This is a genomic window from Allobosea sp. RIT-PG3_2 (assembly GCF_057321085.1).
Genome location: NZ_JBXWCA010000001.1, coordinates 271,000 through 291,278 on the forward strand (window position 1 = coordinate 271,000; position 20,279 = coordinate 291,278).

Annotated in this window: 20 protein-coding genes; 8 read left to right on the forward strand and 12 right to left on the reverse strand. The window is 66.9% G+C overall.

What is annotated here, in order from left to right:
* Window positions 1-7: 7 nt before the first annotated feature.
* Both AC2FAN_RS01235 and AC2FAN_RS01240 read right to left on the reverse strand, forming a co-directional pair.
* A complete protein-coding gene (locus AC2FAN_RS01235) occupies window positions 8-1,399 on the reverse strand; it encodes a hypothetical protein (RefSeq protein WP_485172430.1) in 1,392 nt (463 codons plus the stop codon).
* A gap of 162 nt (window positions 1,400-1,561) precedes the next feature.
* Window positions 1,562-1,756 (reverse strand): hypothetical protein, encoded by a 195-nt coding sequence (locus tag AC2FAN_RS01240; RefSeq protein ID WP_485172431.1) that lies wholly within the window; start codon window positions 1,754-1,756, stop codon window positions 1,562-1,564.
* Between the two features lie 280 nt (window positions 1,757-2,036).
* Between AC2FAN_RS01240 and parE the strand changes: the two genes are divergently transcribed.
* From parE to AC2FAN_RS01255, 3 genes are all read left to right on the forward strand, one after another.
* Complete coding sequence (parE, locus tag AC2FAN_RS01245; RefSeq protein WP_485172432.1) at window positions 2,037-4,118, forward strand: DNA topoisomerase IV subunit B; 2,082 nt, start codon at window positions 2,037-2,039, stop codon at window positions 4,116-4,118.
* 159 nt (window positions 4,119-4,277) lie between these two features.
* Window positions 4,278-5,219 (forward strand): LysR family transcriptional regulator, encoded by a 942-nt coding sequence (locus AC2FAN_RS01250; protein WP_485172433.1) that lies wholly within the window; start codon window positions 4,278-4,280, stop codon window positions 5,217-5,219.
* 102 nt (window positions 5,220-5,321) lie between these two features.
* Window positions 5,322-5,582, forward strand: coding sequence for a hypothetical protein (locus tag AC2FAN_RS01255; protein ID WP_265053241.1), 261 nt, complete (start codon window positions 5,322-5,324; stop codon window positions 5,580-5,582).
* A 2-nt stretch (window positions 5,583-5,584) separates the two neighbouring features.
* Here AC2FAN_RS01255 and AC2FAN_RS01260 read toward each other — a convergent pair whose 3' ends face one another.
* Window positions 5,585-6,280: an alpha/beta fold hydrolase gene (locus AC2FAN_RS01260; RefSeq protein WP_485172434.1), complete on the reverse strand. Its 696-nt coding sequence runs from the start codon at window positions 6,278-6,280 to the stop codon at window positions 5,585-5,587.
* Window positions 6,281-6,442: 162 nt separating this feature from the next.
* Here AC2FAN_RS01260 and AC2FAN_RS01265 point away from each other — a divergent pair, with 162 nt between their 5' ends.
* Entirely contained in the window at window positions 6,443-7,918 is a 1,476-nt protein-coding gene (locus AC2FAN_RS01265) for a DEAD/DEAH box helicase (RefSeq protein ID WP_265053239.1), read from the forward strand.
* A 186-nt stretch (window positions 7,919-8,104) separates the two neighbouring features.
* Window positions 8,105-9,163, forward strand: a complete 1,059-nt coding sequence (locus tag AC2FAN_RS01270) for a GGDEF domain-containing protein (protein WP_485172435.1) — start codon at window positions 8,105-8,107, stop codon at window positions 9,161-9,163.
* Window positions 9,164-9,191: 28 nt separating this feature from the next.
* On the opposite strand, the gene AC2FAN_RS01275 is transcribed toward AC2FAN_RS01270, so the two are convergent.
* A complete protein-coding gene (locus AC2FAN_RS01275; RefSeq protein WP_265053237.1) occupies window positions 9,192-9,581 on the reverse strand; it encodes a HesB/IscA family protein in 390 nt (129 codons plus the stop codon).
* A gap of 206 nt (window positions 9,582-9,787) precedes the next feature.
* Between AC2FAN_RS01275 and AC2FAN_RS01280 the strand changes: the two genes are divergently transcribed.
* Both AC2FAN_RS01280 and AC2FAN_RS01285 read left to right on the forward strand, forming a co-directional pair.
* Window positions 9,788-10,855 carry a malate/lactate/ureidoglycolate dehydrogenase gene (locus AC2FAN_RS01280; protein ID WP_485172436.1) on the forward strand — a complete coding sequence of 356 codons (1,068 nt, stop codon included), beginning with the start codon at window positions 9,788-9,790 and terminating at the stop codon, window positions 10,853-10,855.
* 7 nt (window positions 10,856-10,862) lie between these two features.
* Entirely contained in the window at window positions 10,863-11,222 is a 360-nt protein-coding gene (locus AC2FAN_RS01285; RefSeq protein WP_485172437.1) for an MmcQ/YjbR family DNA-binding protein, read from the forward strand.
* Between the two features lie 217 nt (window positions 11,223-11,439).
* On the opposite strand, the gene AC2FAN_RS01290 is transcribed toward AC2FAN_RS01285, so the two are convergent.
* From AC2FAN_RS01290 to AC2FAN_RS01325, 8 genes are all read right to left on the reverse strand, one after another.
* Window positions 11,440-12,327, reverse strand: coding sequence for a PhzF family phenazine biosynthesis protein (locus AC2FAN_RS01290; RefSeq protein WP_485172438.1), 888 nt, complete (start codon window positions 12,325-12,327; stop codon window positions 11,440-11,442).
* Window positions 12,328-12,437: 110 nt separating this feature from the next.
* On the reverse strand, window positions 12,438-12,845 hold the full coding sequence (locus tag AC2FAN_RS01295; RefSeq protein ID WP_265054819.1) for an SUF system Fe-S cluster assembly protein: 408 nt from the start codon (window positions 12,843-12,845) through the stop codon (window positions 12,438-12,440).
* Window positions 12,846-12,856: 11 nt separating this feature from the next.
* Window positions 12,857-14,110: a cysteine desulfurase gene (locus AC2FAN_RS01300; protein WP_485172439.1), complete on the reverse strand. Its 1,254-nt coding sequence runs from the start codon at window positions 14,108-14,110 to the stop codon at window positions 12,857-12,859.
* A 2-nt stretch (window positions 14,111-14,112) separates the two neighbouring features.
* Window positions 14,113-14,319: a tautomerase family protein gene (locus AC2FAN_RS01305; RefSeq protein WP_400506761.1), complete on the reverse strand. Its 207-nt coding sequence runs from the start codon at window positions 14,317-14,319 to the stop codon at window positions 14,113-14,115.
* A complete protein-coding gene (gene sufD / locus AC2FAN_RS01310; RefSeq protein WP_485172440.1) occupies window positions 14,319-15,668 on the reverse strand; it encodes a Fe-S cluster assembly protein SufD in 1,350 nt (449 codons plus the stop codon). Before sufD ends, AC2FAN_RS01305 begins: the two co-directional genes overlap by 1 nt.
* The gene (sufC, locus tag AC2FAN_RS01315) at window positions 15,668-16,420 is read right to left on the reverse strand and encodes a Fe-S cluster assembly ATPase SufC (RefSeq protein ID WP_476806493.1); all 753 of its coding nucleotides are present in this window, start codon (window positions 16,418-16,420) and stop codon (window positions 15,668-15,670) included. The genes sufD and sufC overlap by 1 nt, the downstream gene beginning before the upstream one ends.
* Before the next feature lie 148 nt (window positions 16,421-16,568).
* The gene (gene sufB, locus AC2FAN_RS01320; RefSeq protein ID WP_265053229.1) at window positions 16,569-18,041 is read right to left on the reverse strand and encodes a Fe-S cluster assembly protein SufB; all 1,473 of its coding nucleotides are present in this window, start codon (window positions 18,039-18,041) and stop codon (window positions 16,569-16,571) included.
* Window positions 18,042-18,100: 59 nt separating this feature from the next.
* Entirely contained in the window at window positions 18,101-19,306 is a 1,206-nt protein-coding gene (locus AC2FAN_RS01325; RefSeq protein WP_485173040.1) for a cysteine desulfurase family protein, read from the reverse strand.
* Between the two features lie 291 nt (window positions 19,307-19,597).
* On the opposite strand from AC2FAN_RS01325, the gene AC2FAN_RS01330 reads away from it, so the two are divergent.
* Complete coding sequence (locus AC2FAN_RS01330; protein ID WP_265053228.1) at window positions 19,598-20,269, forward strand: alpha/beta hydrolase; 672 nt, start codon at window positions 19,598-19,600, stop codon at window positions 20,267-20,269.
* The last annotated feature ends 10 nt before the right edge of the window (window positions 20,270-20,279 follow it).

Here is a 20,279-nt window from a genome sequence, read left to right on the forward strand (position 1 = left end):
GCGCTCTTCACGAAATCTCGGACGCCGCATCCTGGCGCCGGAGCAGCGACGCGACGGTTGCCGTCGCCGGCGGGATGCACAGCAGGAAGACAGCCAGCGACACCGGCAACGAGGTCTGCGGCGTGCCGGCATTGGCGAGCCCGGCGATGGCGAGTGCCGCGAGCGCGCTGGCCAATGTCAGTCTGGGCCAGCGGAACGGCATCGACAGGAACAGCGGCCTCCCCAGGATGACCGCCACCGCCGCCCCGGCGGCACCGCTGTAAAGCAACCCGCTCAGCGAGCCGCCGGACAGGCTCCAGCCGGCGAGCGAGCTCAGGTTGAGAAGGATGGCGTCGATGACGGCAAGTCCTATGATCGGCTTCAGCCGCTGCGTCAGATGGGCAGGCGTCGGCAGCAGGTTCTGGACCCAGGCGCGCAACAGCGCGAGAATCGTCACGGCCGGGGCGGCGAGCAGGAAGGATTCGCGCAGCTCGGCCTTGACCAGCCAGGCCGCGGCCGGCGCCAACAGGCACAAAATCAAGGCCGCCGTCACGAGCGAGCTGTTCGCCAGTTGCCCGTAGTAGCGGCCGAGGCGCGTCCGGAACGCCGGCGAATCCGGCTCGCGGTCGTAGCTAGCGACCAGTTCGGGATAGCGGATCGCATGTAGCGCCGAGACGACCAGGATGAAGGGTCGCTGCAGGAGGTCGAGCGCCAGCAGCGCGCCGGCCGCCCCCTGGCTGCCGATCACGGCCGTCAGCAGCGTCTTGAGCCCGAGTGGCGCCAGAAGGCTGGCCACGGATGCTCCGGCCGAAACGCCGCCATAGGCCAGGTACTTCTTCAACAGATGGCGCTGCGGGCGGTGGAGCCCGTGCGCCAGCGGGCCACCGGCAAGCCGCGCCAGCACGATATAGACGAGGCTTCCAGCCAGCATGCCTGCTACCGCGCCTGAAAGCGTCGGGGCAAGCATGGCGCCGCCGAGCGTCCCGATCGCCACGAGCGACGCCCGAGCAGCCTGCAGGATCGAGAACAGCCGAAAATTCTGCCGGAAGCGCAGCATCGTCAGATGCAGCTCCGTGCCGCCCTGGAACACCGCAAAGAAGACTCCGCCGATGGCGATGCCTGCCGACGCCGCGCCCGACGCGAGAACGCCTCCTCCCACCAGCAGGCACAGCGCGGCACAGACGGCGAAAGCGTACAGGATGACCGAGCGCTGGGCCGTCTCGTCTGCGCCGGGATAGAACCGGCTGCAGGAGAACCGAATCCATTCGAAGACGGTGATGCTGGCGAACTGGCTGATCGTGATGAAGAGCGAATAATGGGTGAACTGCTGCGGCGCCAGGATGCGCGAGACAAGGAGCAGCAGCCCGAGCGCCAGCACGGCCTGATAAACATAGGCTCCGAGAGCAGCGATCTGGCCCACCCGCGCGATGCTCCGCTCAGGCCATGCCAGGCGCAGCACGCAGCCGCGCGCCGCTATCGGCCGGCTTGAAATCTCCAGCGATGGCGCAGCACATCGAATTGCCCTCCGGCCACAGGCCTAGGGCAGAAAGGTTGATATTTCCGTGTTGTCGGAGCGACCGGCTCAGTAGCAATGCAGGGCCGCCAGCCCGGCCGAGGCGGCGAGCGCCGCGAGCCACCACAGCCAGCGAGACGAGGCAGTCTCGGCGCTCAGCGAGGCGCTGACGACATCCTCATGACCGAAGGATTCGCCCGCAAGGCGCGCCGCGCGCTGCAGACCCGCGATACCCGTAACCGGCACTGATTGACGCGAAGCCACGGTCTCATCCCCCTTAGGCCGATCATAGCGCAATGCGACTATCCGCATAAGCCCTGACCGCAGCTTGCATCCTCTGCGGCCGTGGTTAACGCAGGCTGAACGCGCCCGGTTCCGCATTGGTCTTAAACCTGGATCGTCACAGCGGTATGACGGCCGGTGCATAGCCGCCGGCGAGAGAGTTTCGATGTGATGGGGAGCTGTCTATAAGCAGCTTGGCCGGGCTTTCCGCGCGGCGATGCGCTACAATTTAAAGTCGCGAATCAGGAAGCGTTTGGCAGTGATGGCGGATAACGGCGATCTTTTCGGCTCGGAACCGGAGCGGCCCCGCGCGGCCGACCCCGCGCCGGAAGCGCGTTCACCGGCTCCTGTGCCCCGCGCTCCGGCCAATGCGGGCAATGCGCCGCGCAACGGCACGCTGTCCGAGGCCGGCTACGACGCGTCCGCGATCGAGGTGCTGGAAGGGCTGGAGCCGGTGCGGCGCCGGCCCGGCATGTATATCGGCGGGACCGACGAGCGCGCCCTGCATCATCTCTTCGCCGAGGTGATCGACAACGCGATGGACGAGGCCGTCGCGGGCCATGCCAGCTTCATCGAGGTCGAACTGTTCGAGGACGGCTCGCTCGCCGTGAACGACAACGGCCGTGGCATCCCGGTCGATCCTCACCCGAAATTCCCCGGCAAGTCCGCGCTCGAAGTCATCATGACGACGCTGCATGCCGGCGGAAAGTTCGACTCCAAGGCTTATGAGACCTCTGGCGGCCTGCACGGCGTCGGCGTCTCCGTGGTCAATGCGCTCTCGGACCGGCTGGAAGTCGAGGTCGCGCGCGGCAAGACGCTCTATCGCCAGATCTTCTCGCGCGGTCTGCCGCAGGGGCCGCTGCAGACGGTCGGCCCCGTCGCCAACCGGCGCGGCACCAAAGTGCGCTTTCATCCCGATGCGCAGATTTTCGGCGAGGGTGCGCATTTCTCCCCTGCCCGCCTGTTCCGCATGGCGCGCTCTAAGGCCTATCTCTTCGGCGGCGTGGAAATCCGGTGGACCTGCGCGCCGTCGCTGCTGAAGCCGGAAGGCGATGTAGCGGCGGAGGCCGTGTTCCGCTTCCCCGGTGGCCTGCGCGATTATCTCGGCCGCGAGATCGAGGGCAAGGACCTCGTCGCCGAGCCGATCTTCTCCGGCAAGATCACCAAGGAAGGCAGCCACGGCTCGCTCGAATGGGCTGTCGCCTGGCTCGCGACCGGCGAGGACGGCTTCTCCTCCTCCTACTGCAACACCATTCCGACGCCCGAAGGCGGCACGCATGAGCAGGGCCTGCGCATCGCCCTGCTGCGCGGCCTGCGCGACCATGCCGAGCGCATCGGCCAGTCGAAGCGCATGGCGCAGGTCACATCCGACGACGTGATGGCGACCTGCGCCGCCATGCTCTCGGTCTTCATCCGCGAGCCGGAATTCCAGGGCCAGACCAAGGACAAGCTCGCGACGCAGGAAGCGCATCGCATCGTCGAGAATGCGATCCGCGACGCCTTCGACCACTGGCTCGCCGCTGCGCCGCAGCAGGCGCTGCGCCTGCTCGACTGGTCGGTCGACCGTGCCGAGGAGCGCCAGCGCCGGCGCCTTGAAAAAGAGGTCTCGCGCAAGACCGCGACGCGCAAGCTGCGCCTGCCCGGCAAGCTCGCGGACTGCTCCAATGCGGGCGCGGCCGGCTCCGAACTCTTCATCGTCGAGGGCGATTCGGCCGGCGGCTCGGCCAAGCAGGCGCGCAACCGCGCCAACCAGGCGATCCTGCCCTTGCGCGGCAAGATCCTGAACGTCGCCAATGCGACGCGCGAAAAGCTCAACGCCAACCAGCAGCTCGCCGACCTGATCCTGGCGCTGGGTTGCGGCATCGGCACGCAGTTTCGCGAGGACGATCTCCGCTACGAGAAGGTCATCGTGATGACCGACGCCGATGTCGACGGCGCGCATATCGCCTCGCTGCTCGTCACCTTCTTCTGGCGCCAGATGCCGCGGCTGATCGAGAAGGGCCATCTCTACCTCGCCGTGCCGCCGCTCTACCGGCTGCAGCACGGCGGCAAGAGCGTCTATGCCCGCAACGACGCCCATAAGGACGAGCTGATCGAGACCGTCTTCAAGGGCAAAAAGCCGGAGATCTCGCGCTTCAAGGGCCTCGGCGAAATGATGCCGGCCCAGCTCAAGGAAACCACCATGGACCCGAGCAAGCGGATCCTGCTCAAGGTCATGGTGGACCATGAGGCGAAGGAGGAGACCTCCGATACCGTGGAACGACTGATGGGCAACAAGCCGGAGGCGCGTTTCACCTTCATCCAGGAGCGCGCCGCCTTCGCCGGCGAACTGATCGATCTGTGAGGGTCGAGCCCCGCAATCCTGAGGGGCTGGGCCTCATGCCCGCCGGGCTGCCGGGAGATGCGGTTACGGGCAGGGTCCGCGCATGCCGAACCTGCCCCTCCCAACGGACCGCCATGACCGCAAGCACCACGCGGCACATCGCGACTGGCCGCTGACCACATGGCCGAGCCTGCTCCACCTCCATCTCGACGCGACGGCGATCTGGCATCGCCCGGCTGGGACGTCTCCTGGGACGACATCCGCGTCTTCAACGCGATCGCCGTCGGCGGGTCGATGGCCGTGGCGGCGGCGCAGCTCGGATTGAGCGAAGCGACCGTCGCGCGCCGGCTGAAGGCGCTCGAACGCGATCTCGGGCTGCAGCTCTTCACGCGCGAGGCCAACCGGCTGGCACCGACGGCAATCGGGCTGGAACTCGCCGCCGAGGCCCGCGAGATCGAGGCCGCTGCTCATCGCTTCACCATCCGGGCCGATGTCGCACGGCCGCTCGCCAACGCGCCGGTCCGCATCACCGCGACGACCTCGATCAGCCTGCTGCTGACGATGCATGCGACCGCCATCTCGGCGGCGGCCGGCGGTGTGGAGATCGTCATCCTCAGCACGCGCAGCCGCCTCGATCTTTCGCGCGGCGAGGCCGACATCGCGCTGCGCATGAGCAAGGTGCCGACGGAGCCCGGATACTACGCACAGAAGGTCGGCCGGCTGATGCAGGCGCTCTATGTCCGGCGCGACATCGATCCTGCGAGCGCCCCCGTCATCTCGGTCAACCGCGAAACCTCCTCGCGAATCGACGACTACATCATGGCCTATGCGACCGGCCGCCCCATCGCGGCGCGCGTCGGCGATTCCTCCGCGCGTTACGAAAGCATCCGCTCGGCCGGCGCCCTGTCGATGGCGCCGTGCTTCATGGGCGACGCCGATCCGGGTCTGGTCCGCCTCGAGCCGCCGCCGGAGCAGACCGGCGACGACATCTATCTGATTTCGCACGATGTCTCGCGCGGGCGGCCGAGCGTGATCGCCGTGCTGACCGCGCTGCGCAGGCTCTTCCGCGAGCAGCGATCCCGCCTTGCGGGAGACGCCGTCGAAGCGGAGCCCGGTCGGTAGAATTGCGCGTATCCCGGCAAGAACCGGCTAACCAAGCTTTTACGGCTCTCGCGTAACGTCGCCTCCAGTGCTCGTGACGTTACGAGACGCGGAGAGTGCGCCATGCGCCTGATCGAACTGTTCTGGAAGAATGACCGGGGCACCATGGCCGCCGATGTCGCCAAGGCCGGCGCGGCCATCGCCTTCCTTTCGGTGATCGCCGCCAACTTCATGTCGAGCCGCACGCCGCCACTGGACAAGGACCGGATGGCGGCCGTCAGCCTCGCGGCTTCCAAGCGGCAGCCGGTCGATCCGCTGACCACGGGTTCGATCACAAAGGCCGCGAACGAGACGCGCCTCGACCCCTGCGTCCTGCCGCGCTGATCTCAGCCGAGCCAGCGCAGAAGTTCGCGGGTCACGGCATCGGGCGCTTCCAGCGTCGAGAGATGGCCGCACTGCGGAACGACCGCAAGCCGCCCGCGTTCGCCGACGATCCCCGCCATTTCCCGCGCTTCGGCAACGGGCGTGATCTCATCCTCCGCGCCGACGAGAACCAGCGTCGGGCAGGTCGAACTGGCGAGCGTGGGCCGCGAATCCGGGCGCCGCATGATCACCTGCTGCTGCCGGATGAAGCCCTCCGCCCCGACATCATCCGCCATCTGACGCACCAGGAGTCGCAGCGGCTCGTCGGTCAAGCGCGCGGGGGCGACGAGCTTCTGCCAGAGCAGCGTGGTGACATTGTCGAAGGCGCCCTTCTCCGCCAGCGTGATCATCTGCTCGCGCGGCACATTCGTCTCCGGCGTCGCCGGCTTGGCGCTGGTGTCGAGCAGGGCGAGACGCGTGACACGCTCCGGCGCCTGCCGCAGGATCTCGAACGTGACATAACCGCCCATCGACAGGCCGCAGAGCGCGAAGCGTTCCGGAGCGCTATCGAGCAGACGGCGTGCAATGGCGGCCAAATTGTCGTCGAGACTGTGTTCGGCGACCAGAATGGGGCGTCCATCGGCTAGCGCGGGCCACTGCCCGGCATAGAGCGCAGCGTTGCAACTGAGCCCCGGAACGAGAATGAGCGGCTCCTTCATGAGGTGAAAAACGTCCTTTCAAGGCTAGATGATTGACTTTGCCGCGTTTTCTTTGCATTCCACACGAGTCCGAAGGCGCGCAGGAAGTGTTGTCGCGCCAACGCGGTGGTCGAGCAGGTCATCCCGCCGCGTTTCACCGACCCTGAAGAAGCGCCATACGCGATGTCATTTGCCGAACTCGGCTTGAGCGAAAAGGTTCTGACGGCCGTCACGACCGCAGGCTATAGCACGCCGACACCCATCCAGGCCCAGGCCATTCCGCATGTCCTTGCACGCAAGGACGTCCTGGGCATCGCCCAGACCGGCACGGGCAAGACCGCAGCCTTCACGCTGCCGATGCTCACCATCCTGGAAACCGGGCGCGCCCGCGCCCGGATGCCCCGTACGCTGATTCTCGAGCCGACGCGCGAGCTTGCCGCGCAGGTCGAGGAGAACTTCACGCGCTACGGCGTCAACCAGAAGCTCTCGGTGGCGCTGCTGATCGGCGGCGTCTCCTTCGGCGATCAGGACGCGAAGATCACGCGCGGCGTCGACGTGCTGATCGCGACGCCCGGCCGCCTGCTCGACCATGTCGAGCGCGGCAAGCTGCTGCTGACCGGCGTCGAGCTGCTCGTCATCGACGAGGCCGACCGCATGCTCGACATGGGCTTCATCCCGGACATCGAGCGCGTCTGCAAGCTCGTCCCCTTCACCCGGCAGACGCTGTTCTTCACGGCGACCATGCCGCCGGAGATCACCCGCATCTCCGAGCAGTTCCTGCACAATCCGGTGCGCGTGGAAGTCTCCCGCCCCGCGACGGCCGCGACGACGATCACCCAGCGGCTGATCGCCTCCAACGGCCAGGACTTCGAAAAGCGCGAGACGCTGCGCAAGCTCATCAAGGGCGCGACCGATCTGCAGAACGCGATCGTCTTCTGCAACCGCAAGCGCGATGTCGCGACGCTGCATAAATCGCTGCTGCGCCACGGCTTCCCGGCCGTCGCCCTGCATGGCGACATGGACCAGTACGCCCGCATGGCGGCGCTGGAATCGTTCCGTACGGGCGAGAACCCGATCCTCGTCGCGTCCGACGTGGCGGCTCGCGGCCTCGACATCCCGGCCGTCAGCCATGTCTTCAACTTCGACGTGCCGACCCATGCCGAGGATTATGTCCACCGCATCGGCCGCACCGGCCGCGCCGGGCGCGAAGGCGCTTCCTTCACCATCGTCACGCGCCATGACGAAAAGCTCGTCAGCGCGATCGAGAAGCTGACCGGCCAGGCCATCGCCTATGAGGGCGGCGGTCTCGACGCCCTGCCGCCGGGCGAGCCGCGGGACGAGCGTCGTGGCGGCCGTCGGGACGAGAAGCGCAGCTCTTCGCGGGGCGGTCGCGGGCGGCCGGAGCGCAGCTCGCGCTCCGAGACAGGGGCCTCGCGGGCGGGCAGCGACGAGAACGCGGCGGATACGCAGCGCAAACCACGCCGTGTCCCGATCCGGCCCGATTCCGAGACGACGCCGCCACCGCCCGTCGCGCGGAGTCAGGAAGAGCCCCGGCGCTCCCGCGCGCCCCGCACGCGTGACGACGATGACGGCCCGCAGGTGAAGGGGCTCGGCGATCACGTGCCGGCCTTCCTGCTGCGTCCGGTCCGCGTCGGCTGACCTTACGGCATCAACCGGATTTTAACGCCAGCTTCCTAGATTGGCCGTCGCTGCAGCGAGATCATCGCAGCAGCGGACGGGCGCATGCCGCCGTATAGACGGACAGGATGTCCCGCTTCGATTGGATCAATCGAAGCTGACGTGGCCGAAGGCCACGATCCGGCTTCATACCGGAATGGCGAAGGCATGGACGACGAAGCTTCGGTTTCCGCCCGCACCAACGATCTCGCCGAGCGCGTCGTCGCCGCCATGCGACAGCACGGCTCGCCGAGCTATCCCCGCGCCTTCGAGGTCTGGTACGCCCATCTGAGCGGCGAGATGCCGGCCGTCAGCATGGCGATGAACGCGATCATCGCCGGCAGCGAGGGGCAGGTGAACGCCGCCGACATCGACAACCTCTACGAGCGCTTCATCAGTTCGGAGCGCTTCTCCCGCCAGGCCGAGCGCACCAGCATGCAGGTTCTCGGCGAGATCGATGCGATGATGTCGCTGGTCGACAGGGCGCTCGGCTCCAGCGAGCTTTATCATGGCCGCCTCACCGCGATGTCGGAGGAGGTTCCGCCGCCGACCGACCGACACCAGCTGCGCGAATGGGTCGAGGCGCTGGTGATGTCGACCCGCGAGGAAGTCGTCCGCAAGGCCCAGCTCGAGGCCGAGCTGCGCAACAGCGCCAACGAGATCCGCAACCTGCGCGAGGCGCTGGAATCGACCCGCGCCGAGGCGCTCACTGATCCGCTGACCGGCCTCGCCAACCGCCGCCATTTCGAGGAGATGCTGCAGAAGTCGATCGATCAGGCGACGCTCCGGCGCGAGCCCTTCGCGCTGGTGATGGCCGATATCGACTTCTTCAAGCGCTTCAACGACGCCCACGGCCATCTGACCGGCGACCAGGTGCTGCGCCTCGTCGCCCGCACCATGAGGGACAAGTTCAAGGACAAGGCGGTCATCACCCGCTTCGGCGGCGAGGAATTCGCGATCATCCTGCCGGAGGCCGATCTGATCGCCGGCAAGTTCGGCGCGGAAACCGTGCGCCAGGCCTTGCTGACCCGTGAGCTGATCAAGCGCTCGACCAATGAAAACCTCGGCCGCATCACCATCTCGCTCGGCGTATCGAGCTATCGGCGCGGCGACACCGCCGGCTCGCTGGTGGACCGCGCGGATCAGGCGATGATGCAGGCCAAGCGCGACGGGCGGAACCGCACCGTCACCGAGGATGCGCTGGAGACGACGAGCCGCGTGGCTTGAACCGTCCTGACGCGGCCGCGTGGGCCGCTCAGGACGCTGCGAGCGCGCTTTCGCTGCGCGGCTTGATCTCGACCGACTCGCCGCAGCCGCAGGCCGAAACCTGATTGGGATTGTTGAACACGAAGGTCGAGGAGAAGCGGTCGGTCTTGAAGTCGAGCTCGGTGCCGAGCAGGAACAGCACGGCCTTGGCGTCGACGATCACCGTCGCATCCTTTTCGCTCACGACCTCGTCACCCTTGTCGACCGTGCGGGCGATCTCGAAGGTATACTCCATCCCGGCGCAGCCGCCCTTCTTGACGCCCACGCGCAGGCCGAGCGCCGGCATGTCTCCGCCGGCCGACTGAGCCATGATCTCACGGATGCGCGTGGCCGCGGCGTCGGTCAGAGAGATGACCTTGAGGCCCGGTATCGAAAACATCGTTGTCCCTCCTCGACCGGGGTCAAGGCCCGGTGAAGCAAGATTGTCCGCCTAACATAGGGATTGCGCCGCCCTACGTCGAGATGCCGATGGCGTGGCCATGCATCGCCGATCCGTCCCCCGCCCGCCAGACGCATTGTGGATCGAGCCGAGGCATGCACTCTGGCGCGATCGCCCTCGAGACCAGCTCAAGCGCCGGAAAGCCCATGCCTCATCGCCTCCACCGCCCCGAATCGCTGCGCGCCCTCGTCAGGGACATGGTCGCGAAAGCCGGCTGGACGGACGCGGAGGCGCAGGAGACCGCCGACCATCTCGTGCTCGCCAATCTGAGCGGGCATGACAGCCACGGCGTCGGCATGATTCCGCTCTATTTCCAGTCGCTGGCCGACGGCAATCTCAGCCCGCAATCGCAGCCGCAGACGCGGGTCGACGCCGCACCCTTCCTGATCATCGACGGCGCGGTCGCTCTGGGCCAGCCGAATGCGCGCAATGCCGTCGACCGCGCGGTCGAAATGGCCAGGACCGGCGGCGTCGCCATCGTCAACCTGCTCGATTCGCATCATATCGGCCGCATCGGCCACTACGCCGAGGTCGCGGCGGAAGCCGGGCTGATCTCGTTCTTCTGGGTGAATGTCGCCGGCCGCCCGCCGATCGTCGCGCCCTATGCGGCCAAGGAGGCGCGCTTCGGCACCAATCCGCATGCGATCGGCATCCCTGTCCCCGGCGGCGAGCCGCTCATCCTCGACTTCGCGACGAGCCGCATGGCGCATGGCAAGGCCCGCGTGGCCCTGAACAAGGGCGAGCAGGTGCCGCCCGGCTACATCATCGACGGCGAAGGCAGGCCGACGACGGACCCGGCGCATGTGTTCGCCAGCCCGGATCATCCGCTCGGAGCCCTCCTGCCCTTCGGCGACCACAAGGGCGCCGGGCTCTCGCTGATCGCCGAGCTGCTATCCGCTGGGCTGATGGGCGCTGCCCGCATCGACGAAAAGCCGCGAAAGACCTGGATCATCAACTCGCTCTTCGGCGTCATCATCGACCCCGCCCGGCTGGAGCCTGATGCCGAGCTGCGCCGCAGCCGCATCGAGAGCTATCTGGCCTTCGTGCGGGCGGCGAAGCCGCAGGACCCGGCCAATCCGGTGCTGGCGCCGGGCGACAAGGAGCGGACGGTCCGGGCCGAGCGTGGCGCGGCCGGTATTCCGCTGGACGACGAGACCTGGTCGCAGATCAAGGCCGCGGCCGCGCGCCATGGCATCGACGCCGAGAGCTATTGAGGCGGCCATGTCGCCCGAGGCCTACAACGCCTTCTGCGCCACCCTGCCCGCCACGCGCCATGTCGTGCAATGGGGCGGTGTCGATGTCTGGAAGGTCGGAGAGAAGGTCTTCGCCATCGGCCGCCAGCAGGATGACGGCGAGATGGCCATCAGCTTCAAATGCTCGCCGATGGCCTTCGATATCCTCAGCGAGCTGCCGGGCCTGAGACCCGCGCCCTATCTCGCCTCGCGCGGCATGAAATGGATCCAGTGGCAGTCCGGCGAAAGCATGCCGGACGATGCCCTGCAGGATTATCTGCGCGAGAGCCACCGCCTGGCCGCCGCGGGAATGACGAAGCGCGCGCGGGCCGAATTGGGGCTCGCCTAGAGCCTGCTGGGTTCTGACGGAACCACGCCGTCATTCCGGGGCTTCGCCTTCGCGAAGAGCCCGGGACCCATAAACACCGGGCCGGACAAGTTGCGCTGCAGACCGGCTCAGCCCTCTCTCATGCGTCGTGTTCATGGGTTCCAGGCTCGCCGCTTCGCGGCGCCCCGGAATGACGGCGGCGGGGCTCGAAGCCGGCGCGGCCAAGTGTCAACACCGGCTAGAGCAGCGCCTCGCCGCGGAACATCGGCACACTGCCGCCTCCGACGCGGGAGCGGAAGCCGTCCGCGACGCGCCGGGATGTCACGTTCAGCAAGCTCGGCCGGCCCATCTCGACGCCCTGGGTGATCGTATACGCGGCCTCGTCGCCGCCATCGAGCGAGAGCAGGAGCGCGCCGAGCGTCGCGCTGGCGCTGCCGGTTGCCGGATCTTCCCAGGTGCCGGCCAGCGGCGCGAACATCCGCGCCCGGATGCTGTTGCCGTCGCGCGCATAGAGAAACAGCGATAGCCGCCCGGCCAGTTCGGCATACTGACCTTCGAGGCTCCGGAAGGCTGCGAGATCGGGGGTGGCCGTGGCCAAGGCCTCGGGCGCGACCTGCGCCAGCACGAACTTGACCCCGAGCGAGGCCTGGACCGGCTGGTGGGCTGCCGTGACGATATCCCTGGGCGCGAGGCTCGCGCAGGCGGCGATGCCCTCGGCCGGCAGCTCGATGCCAAGCGAGAGCGCCTGCGGAGCGGCGATCACGGCGCCAGTCACCTCGCCTGCCCCATTACGCTCGATCGCGATCTCGACGAGGCCAGCCATCTGCTCGAAACGCAGCACGCCATCGCGGTCGCGGCCATGGCGCGCGAGCACGCAGGCGGTGCCGACATTGGGATGGCCGGCGAAGGGCATCTCGGCCGTACGGTGGAAAATGCGGACCCGCGCATCGTTGGCCGGGTCGTCAGCCGGCAGGACGAAGGTCGTCTCGCTGTAGTTCATCTCCGCCGCGAGCGCCTGCATCTGCGCATCGGAGAGCCCGCGCGCATCCGTGAAGACGGCGAGCGGATTGCCGCCGAAGGGGCCGTCGGTGAAGACGTCGACGGTTTCGTAGGGGAAGCGCGGCATCGCAGGCTCCGGGGGCGGATCGGGCTCAGCCTTTCCTGCCAGCGAAGCCGACCGAACGCCAATGAAGCGATGGAATGCGATTCATCACGCCGGCATGGGGCCGGCGGCATTCACCACATATCGAGGGCGACGCGAGCCTCGTCGGACATGCGCGACTGATCCCAGGGCGGATCGAACGTCATGTTCACCGTGACGCCGGCGATCCCGTTGACGGTGCTGACCGCGTTCTCGACCCAGCCCGGCATTTCGCCCGCGACCGGGCAGCCCGGCGCCGTCAGCGTCATGTCGATCGAGACCTGCCGGTCGTCGGCGATGTCGACGCGATAGATCAGGCCGAGCTCGTAGATATCGGCCGGAATCTCGGGGTCGTAGACCGTCTTCAGCGCCGCGACGATGTCGTCGGTCAGCCGGTCGATCTCCTCGGGCGGCAGCGACGAGCTCGAGCCGACCTGCGGCTCGTTGGGCTTGTAGCTGTCTTCCTTCAGCTCGATGGGTTCGGACGTAGCCAAGGCTGGGATCCTCGAAGAAATCATGCGAACAGGTTCTCGGCCTTCCTCAGCGCTTCCACCAGGCTGTCGACCTCCTCCAGCGTGTTGTAGAGGCCGAAGGAAGCGCGGCAGGTCGATGTCACTCCATATCGTGCCAAAAGCGGCATTGCGCAATGGGTGCCGGCGCGAACCGCGACACCGGCGCGGTCGATCACCGTCGCGACGTCGTGCGCATGGGCGCCCTTCATCTCGAAGGCGACGATCGCGCCCTTGTCCTTCGCCTTGCCGAAGATGCGGATCGAGTTCATCTCGCCGAGCCGCTCCATCGCATAAGCGCCGAGCTTCGCCTCATGCGCGGCGATGTTCTCGCGGCCCAGCGCCATCATGTATTCGAGCGCCGCGCCGAGCCCCACCGTCTCGATGATGGCCGGCGTGCCAGCCTCGAAGCGGTGCGGCGGGTCGTTATAGGTCACGGTATCTTCGGTGACGGTAACGATCATCTCGCCGCCACCTTCGTAGGGCGGCAGCTTGTCCAGCCATTCCTTGCGACCCCACAGAATGCCGGAGCCGGTCGGCCCATAGGTCTTGTGGCCGGTGAAGGCGTAGAAATCGCAGCCCAGCGCCTGCACATCGACCGGCAGGTGCACCGCGCCCTGGCTGCCGTCGACGACGAGTGGGATGCCATGCGCCCGGCAGATCTTCGCGACCTCAGCGATCGGCACGATCGTGCCCGTGGCGTTCGACATATGCGTCAGCGACACGACCTTGGTGCGGGCTGAGATCAGCTTCTCGAATTCCTCGACAAGGAAGTTGCCGTCCTCGTCGATAGGAGCCCATTTCAGCACGGCGCCGTGGCGCTCGCGCCAGTAGTGCCAGGGCACGATGTTGGAGTGGTGCTCGAGGATCGAGACGATGATCTCGTCGCCCTCGCCGAGGTTCAGATACCGCCCGAGCGAGGACGCCACAGTGTTGAGCGCGCCCGTCGAGGAGCGGGTGAAGACGACCTCCTCCAGATGCGCCGCGTTTAGGAAGCGCCGCGCGCTTTCGCGTGCAGCTTCATAGGCTTCGGTCGAGGCGTTCGCGAGATAGTGGAGCCCGCGATGGACGTTGGAATAGTCATCGCGCATCAGCTTCGTCATCGCGTCGATCACCGCGTTCGGCTTCTGGGCCGAGGCGGCGTTGTCGAGATAGACAAGCGGCTTGCCGTAGACCTCGCGCGACAGGATCGGGAAATCCCGCCTGATCGCCTCGACGTCGTAGGGCTTCAGCACGGGCTGGCCGGTGACCGCGTTCATGCTCACGCCTTTCCGGAACCGGGCTGCCGGTCGGCGACGAGCGCCCCGGCATGCCCCCAATCCTCCCGTTCGATCTCCTGGATCACGATATGGGTGTTCTGCGGGTTCTTGCCGAGCACCTTCACCAGCGTCTCGGTGAATTCCTTGACGATCTGGGCCTTCTGCTCGCGCGTCGCGCCCTTGGTGATCTGGAGATTGATGTAGGGCATCAGACGGTGCTCACCTCGGAAGCGGCCTCGCGGGCCTGGAGCCAGGCCACGACCTCGCCCATGACGATCTCGCGCACGTTCTCGTCGGCAATGAACTCGACCGCCTCGCCGGCGAAGGCCTGCAGCACCAGAGCTTCGGCCTGGGCACGCGGCAGGCCGCGCGCCATCAGGTAAAAGAGCTGGTCGCCATCGATCTGCGCGACGGTCGCGCCATGACCGCAGACGACGTCGTCGGCGAAGATCTCGAGCTCCGGCTTGTTGTACATCGAGGCGCCGTCGTTGAGCAGCAGCGCGTTGCTCTTCATGCTGCCATCGGTCTTCTGCGCGTGGGGACGCACGACGACCTTGCCCTGGAACACACCAGTACCCTCGCCGCCGATGATCGACTTGAACAGCTCGCGGCTGGTGCCGTGCGGCACTTCATGGTCGACGATCAGCGTAACGTCCGAATGCTCGGAGGCACGGAGCAAGTTGACGCCGCGCAGGCCGATCTCGCTGTGCTCGCCGGCATAGCGGACGAAATGCTGCTGGCGCACGGTGCCGGCCTTGCAGACCAGAGCGAAGGAGTCGAACTTCGCGTGGGCACCGACCGTCGCGAGCAGGCTCTGCACCTGCACGGTCGCGGGCTGCTGGCGGGTCACGAACCGGACATGCTGGATCTCGCTGTCGTCGCCGGTCTCGAAGACGATGGCGCCGTTGATCTGCTGGGCAGCGGAACCCGCGGCTTCGCTGACCTCGACGATCGTGCCCTTGGCGCCCTTGCCGGCCAGAACGACCGAGCGATGGAACACCGCCCGCTCCTCCTCGCCCGAGACGAGCGAGACGATCACGACGGGCTCCTCTAGCTCCACACCCTCGGCGATCTCGACGAAGACGCCGTCGCGCATCAGCGCCGTGTTGAGCATCAACCCCGTATCGTCAGCGCCGACCGAGGGGCCGGCCAGGATGCGGGTCAGATCCTCGCGCGGCGACACCAAGGCGTCGGCGAGCGAGTGCACCGAGACGCCCTCGGGGATCGCATCGAGCGCCGATAGCTCCGGCGCGAAGGCGCCATCGACCAGCACCAGCCGCAGACCCGCAAGCTCGATCTCGCCGAGCCGGGCCTTGACCCTGGCGGTCACATCGGCGGCGTCAGCGAGCGGGCGCGCCTCGCGCAGGATGCTGCGCAGGTCGGTATAGCGCCAGGATTCGAGCCGGCGATGCGGCAGGCCCTTGGCCTCGAAGCCGGCAAAGGCGTCCTCGCGCAGCTTGCGCACGGCCGGGCCGCCCGGCAGCTCGGCCTTGCTGTCGGCGTATTGCTGCGCGAGCTGCTGCTCGGCCGCCGTCTTCAACGGGGTGACGATGGCCATCACGCCGCCTCCGCATAGGCCGCATAGCCCGACTTCTCGAGCTCCAGCGCCAGCTCCGGGCCGCCGGTCTTCACGATGCGGCCCTTCGACATGACGTGGACGGTGTCCGGCACGATGTGATCGAGCAGGCGCTGATAGTGGGTGATGACCAGGAAGCCGCGGCTCTTGTCGCGCAGCGCGTTGACGCCCTCCGCGACGATGCGCAGCGCGTCGATGTCGAGGCCGGAATCGGTCTCGTCGAGGATGCACATGGACGGCGAAAGCAGAGCCATCTGAAGGATTTCCATGCGCTTCTTCTCACCGCCGGAGAAGCCGACATTGAGCGGCCGGCGCAGCATGTCCTTGGCGATGCCGAGCTTGTCGGCGGCCCCGTTGACCAGCTTGATGAAGTCCGGCGTCAGCAGCTCGGCCTCGCCGCGCGCCTTGCGCTGTGCGTTCATCGCCGCCTTCAGGAAGGTCATGGTGGCGACGCCGGGAATCTCCAGCGGGTACTGGAAGGCGAGGAAGATGCCGGCGGCGGCGCGGGCATCGGCCTCCATCTCCAGCACATTCTCGCCGTCGAGCAGGATCTCGCCGTCGAGTACCTCATAGTCCTCCTTGCCTGCGATGACATAGGACAGGGTCGACTTGCCGGAGCCGTTCGGCCCCATGATCGCGGCGACCTCGCCGTCGTTCACGGTGAGGTTCAGGCCATTGAGGATCTGCTTGTCCTCGTCGGCGATCTTGACGACCAGATTGCGAATTTCGAGCATCGTTTCGTTCCTGTGTCATCCCGTGCGCGGTGCAGCGCGAAGCGGTGCTCCGCAGACCCGGGATCGTTTTGTCCAGTGATGGTCCTGATGACGGTCCCGCATCTGCGCAGCAGCACTTCGTGCCGCAGCGCGTGCGGGATGACCGCCCTTATCCAACCGAGCCTTCGAGCGAGATGGTGATCAGCTTCTGCGCCTCGACGGCGAACTCCATCGGGAGCTGCTGCAGCACCTCCTTGACGAAGCCGTTGACGATCAGCGCCACCGCCTCCTCCTCGGAGAGGCCGCGCTGCTGGCAGTAGAAGAGCTGGTCCTCGCCGATCTTCGAGGTGGTGGCCTCGTGCTCGAAGATCGCGGTCGCGGTCTTGGCCTCGATATAGGGGATGGTGTGCGCGCCGCACTGGTCGCCGATCAGCAGCGAGTCGCAGTTGGTGAAGTTGCGCGCGCCCGTCGCCTTGCGATGCGCCGAGACGATGCCGCGATAGGTCGAGTCCGATTTGCCGGCCGCGATGCCCTTGGCGATGATCTTGGAGGTGGTGTTCTTGCCGAGATGCAGCATCTTGGTGCCGCTATCGACCTGCTGCGCACCGTTCGACACCGCGATCGAGTAGAACTCGCCGCGCGAGCCGTCGCCGCGCAGGATGCAGGACGGGTACTTCCAGGTGATCGCCGAGCCGGTCTCGACCTGCGTCCACGAGATCTTCGAGTTCTTGCCGCGGCAGTCGCCGCGCTTGGTCACGAAGTTGTAGATGCCGCCCTTGCCCTCGGAATCGCCCGGATACCAGTTCTGGACGGTCGAGTATTTGATCTCGGCATCGTCGAGCGCGATCAGCTCGACCACCGCGGCGTGGAGCTGGTTCTCGTCGCGCTTGGGCGCCGTGCAGCCTTCGAGATAGCTGACATAGGCGCCCTCGTCGGCGATGATCAGCGTGCGCTCGAACTGGCCGGTGTTCTGCTCGTTGATGCGGAAATAGGTCGAGAGCTCCATCGGGCAGCGCACGCCCTTCGGCACATAGACGAAGGAGCCGTCGGTGAAGACCGCGCTGTTGAGCGTCGCGAAGTAGTTGTCCGTCACCGGCACGACGGTGGCGAGATACTTCTTCACCAGCTCGGGATGCTCCTGGATCGCTTCCGAGATCGAGCAGAAGATCACGCCGGCCTGCGCCAGCTCCTTCTTGAAGGTGGTAACCACCGAGACGGAGTCGAACACGGCATCGACCGCGACGCGGTTCTCCGGCGCGACGCCGGCCAGGATCTCCTGCTCGCGCAAGGGGATGCCGAGCTTCTTGTAGGTTTCGAGAATCGCCGGATCGACCTCGTCGAGCGACTTCGGCGAGGCGCCCTTCTTCGGCGCGGCGTAGTAGTAAAGGGCCTGATAGTCGATCGGCGGGTATTGCACGCGCGACCAGACCGGCTCGGTCATCGTCTTCCAGCGGCGGAAGGCGTCGAGCCGCCATTCCAGCATCCATTCCGGCTCGTTCTTGCGCGCCGAGATGTAGCGGACGGTGTCTTCAGTCAGCCCCTTGGCCGGCTTGTCGACCTCGATCTCGGTGACGAAGCCGTATTTGTACTCGGTCACGTCGATCGACTTGACCTGATCGATGGTCTCCTGGACCGCTGCCATGTTCAGTCTCCAGTCGCGGGTTCAAGGCCCGCCGGTTTGGTCTTCGTTTTGCGGAACGCTCAGGCGGCAGCCCGGGTGCCCCGATCGGTGCTCGCAGCCACGAGCTTGCCGTAGGCCGCAAGAAAGAGATCGATATCTGCTTCGCAGGTGGTCCATCCGAGCGACGCCCGCAAGGCCCCTGCGCTCATGGCGGGGTCGATTTTCATCGCATCGAGCACATGCGAGCGCTTGACCTTGCCAGAGGAGCAGGCCGAGCCGGAGGAAAGCGCCGCGCCGGCGAGATCGAGCCTGATCAGAAGGGTCTCGGCCTTGAGGCCCGGCGTCGCGAAGGCGCTGGTATTGGGCAGGCGCGGAACGCTGCTGCCGAAGATCGCCGTCTCTGGCGAGAGCGCCAGCAAGCCGGCCTCCAGCCGCTCCCGCAATCCGCCCAGCCGGCCAGGCTCCGTTGCCAGAGCTTCGCGCGCGATGTCAGCCGCCGCACCGAGGCCGATGATTCCCGCAAGGTTTTCGGTTCCGGCGCGCCAGCCGCGCTCCTGCCCGCCGCCGCGCATGGGTTTGTCGGCGAGTTCGAGAGCACCGGTGCGGAAGACGATGGCGCCGATGCCCTTGGGACCACCGATCTTGTGCGCCGAGAGCGTCAGCACATCGGCGCCGAGAGCCATGATGTCGATGGCGATCTTGCCGGCAGCCTGCACGGCATCGCTGTGAAGCAGAGCGCCATGGCGATGAGCGATCGCTGCGGCCTCTGCCACCGGCTGGATCACGCCGGTCTCGTTATTGGCCAGATGGATCGAGACCAGCGCACGCGCGCCCGGGTTTTCCGTGACGAAGCGTGCTAGCCGCTCGTCGAGCCAGCCCAGATCGACCACGCCATGCTCGTCGACCGGGATCGCCTCGACGGCGCCGGCGGGGAAACGATGCCCCTCGCGCACGCAGGCATGCTCGGTCGCGCTGTGAAGCAGCAGGGAGGCCGGGGTGCGCACGCAGTCCCGCCCGCCATCGCAATCCATCAGGCCCGGCGAGAGCACCGTGACGTTCGCTTCGGTGCCGCCGCTGGTGAAGACGACGTTCGACGCCTTGGCGCCAACGAGCGTCGCGACCTGCTCGCGTGCCCGCTCCATCGCGCCGCGCGCGGCGCGTCCCTCGCCATGGACGGAGGATGGATTGCCCGGCAGTGCCAGCGCATGCGCGACCGCCTCCACCACCTCCGGCCGGGCCGGGGTCGTGGCGTTGTGGTCGAGATAGGCGCGTCCCGCCGTCACGATCCTTCCTGCTCCATCGTCATCATCATGCAGCTGCCAACACGAAATGCTTGAAATCGCACCAGTGCGCCGTGCTATAGCCGCCCATCACAACCGGCCGTAACGGTCGAAACGCGGTTCGCATGAGCGATCCACCGTTTTGTTCCTGACTTGTTCACGGCTGTTAGAACTATTCTAAGCGCTCTTCATCTAGGGCGCGCATGGTGGCGCCGTCAAGGGTGGCCGGGTTTCGAGCAGGCATGCGCCCGCTTTCTGCCCGCCCGCGCCGGCACTGCCGCAAGAAGCGGTGAGACGATGCCAGAGGTGATTTTCAACGGGCCGGCAGGCCGGATCGAGGGCCGCTATCAGCCCGCTAAGAAGCGGGGCGCGCCGCTGGCGATCATCCTGCACCCGCACCCGCAGTTCGGCGGGACGATGAACAACCAGATCGTCTACAACCTGTTCTACACCTATGTGAACCGCGGCTTCTCGGCGCTGCGCTTCAACTTCCGCGGCGTCGGCCGCAGCCAGGGCCATTTCGACCATGGCGCGGGCGAGCTCTCGGACGCCGCCGCCGCGCTCGACTGGATGCAGGCGCTCAACCCGGAGGCCAAGAGCTGCTGGATCGCCGGCGTCTCCTTCGGCGCCTGGATCGGCATGCAGCTGCTGATGCGCCGCCCCGAGATCGAGGGCTTCCTCTCGATCGCGGCGATGGCCAATCGCTACGACTTCTCGTTCCTGGCGCCCTGCCCGTCCTCCGGCCTGTTCGTGCACGGCTCGGAAGACCGCGTCGCGCCGGTCAAGGAGGTGATGGCGGTGATCGAGAAGGTGAAGACCCAGAAGGGCATCCAAATCGAGCACACGGTCGTCGAGGGCGCCAACCATTTCTTCGACGGCAAGGTCGACGTGCTGATGGAGCAGGTCGGCGTCTATCTCGACCGCAAGGTCGGCCCCGAGATCCTTAAGAGCGAGCAGGAACAGGCCTGAGCGGGCCGGC

Bases quoted from the DNA above. Each gene is read 5' to 3' on its own strand.
- AC2FAN_RS01250 (WP_485172433.1), top strand. From the start codon at position 4,278: ATGGCCGAGCCTGCTCCACCTCCATCTCGACGCGACGGCGATCTGGCA.
- AC2FAN_RS01275 (WP_265053237.1), bottom strand. From the start codon at position 9,581: ATGTTTTCGATACCGGGCCTCAAGGTCATCTCTCTGACCGACGCCGCG.
- AC2FAN_RS01330 (WP_265053228.1), top strand. From the start codon at position 19,598: ATGCCAGAGGTGATTTTCAACGGGCCGGCAGGCCGGATCGAGGGCCGC.
- AC2FAN_RS01290 (WP_485172438.1), bottom strand. From the start codon at position 12,327: ATGCCGCGCTTCCCCTACGAAACCGTCGACGTCTTCACCGACGGCCCC.
- sufD (WP_485172440.1), bottom strand. From the start codon at position 15,668: ATGGCCATCGTCACCCCGTTGAAGACGGCGGCCGAGCAGCAGCTCGCG.
- AC2FAN_RS01300 (WP_485172439.1), bottom strand. From the start codon at position 14,110: ATGAACGCGGTCACCGGCCAGCCCGTGCTGAAGCCCTACGACGTCGAG.
- AC2FAN_RS01265 (WP_265053239.1), top strand. From the start codon at position 6,443: ATGTCATTTGCCGAACTCGGCTTGAGCGAAAAGGTTCTGACGGCCGTC.
- parE (WP_485172432.1), top strand. From the start codon at position 2,037: ATGGCGGATAACGGCGATCTTTTCGGCTCGGAACCGGAGCGGCCCCGC.
- sufB (WP_265053229.1), bottom strand. From the start codon at position 18,041: ATGGCAGCGGTCCAGGAGACCATCGATCAGGTCAAGTCGATCGACGTG.
- AC2FAN_RS01305 (WP_400506761.1), bottom strand. From the start codon at position 14,319: ATGCCCTACATCAATCTCCAGATCACCAAGGGCGCGACGCGCGAGCAG.
- AC2FAN_RS01260 (WP_485172434.1), bottom strand. From the start codon at position 6,280: ATGAAGGAGCCGCTCATTCTCGTTCCGGGGCTCAGTTGCAACGCTGCG.
- sufC (WP_476806493.1), bottom strand. From the start codon at position 16,420: ATGCTCGAAATTCGCAATCTGGTCGTCAAGATCGCCGACGAGGACAAG.
- AC2FAN_RS01280 (WP_485172436.1), top strand. From the start codon at position 9,788: ATGCCTCATCGCCTCCACCGCCCCGAATCGCTGCGCGCCCTCGTCAGG.
- AC2FAN_RS01255 (WP_265053241.1), top strand. From the start codon at position 5,322: ATGCGCCTGATCGAACTGTTCTGGAAGAATGACCGGGGCACCATGGCC.
- AC2FAN_RS01285 (WP_485172437.1), top strand. From the start codon at position 10,863: ATGTCGCCCGAGGCCTACAACGCCTTCTGCGCCACCCTGCCCGCCACG.
- AC2FAN_RS01270 (WP_485172435.1), top strand. From the start codon at position 8,105: ATGGACGACGAAGCTTCGGTTTCCGCCCGCACCAACGATCTCGCCGAG.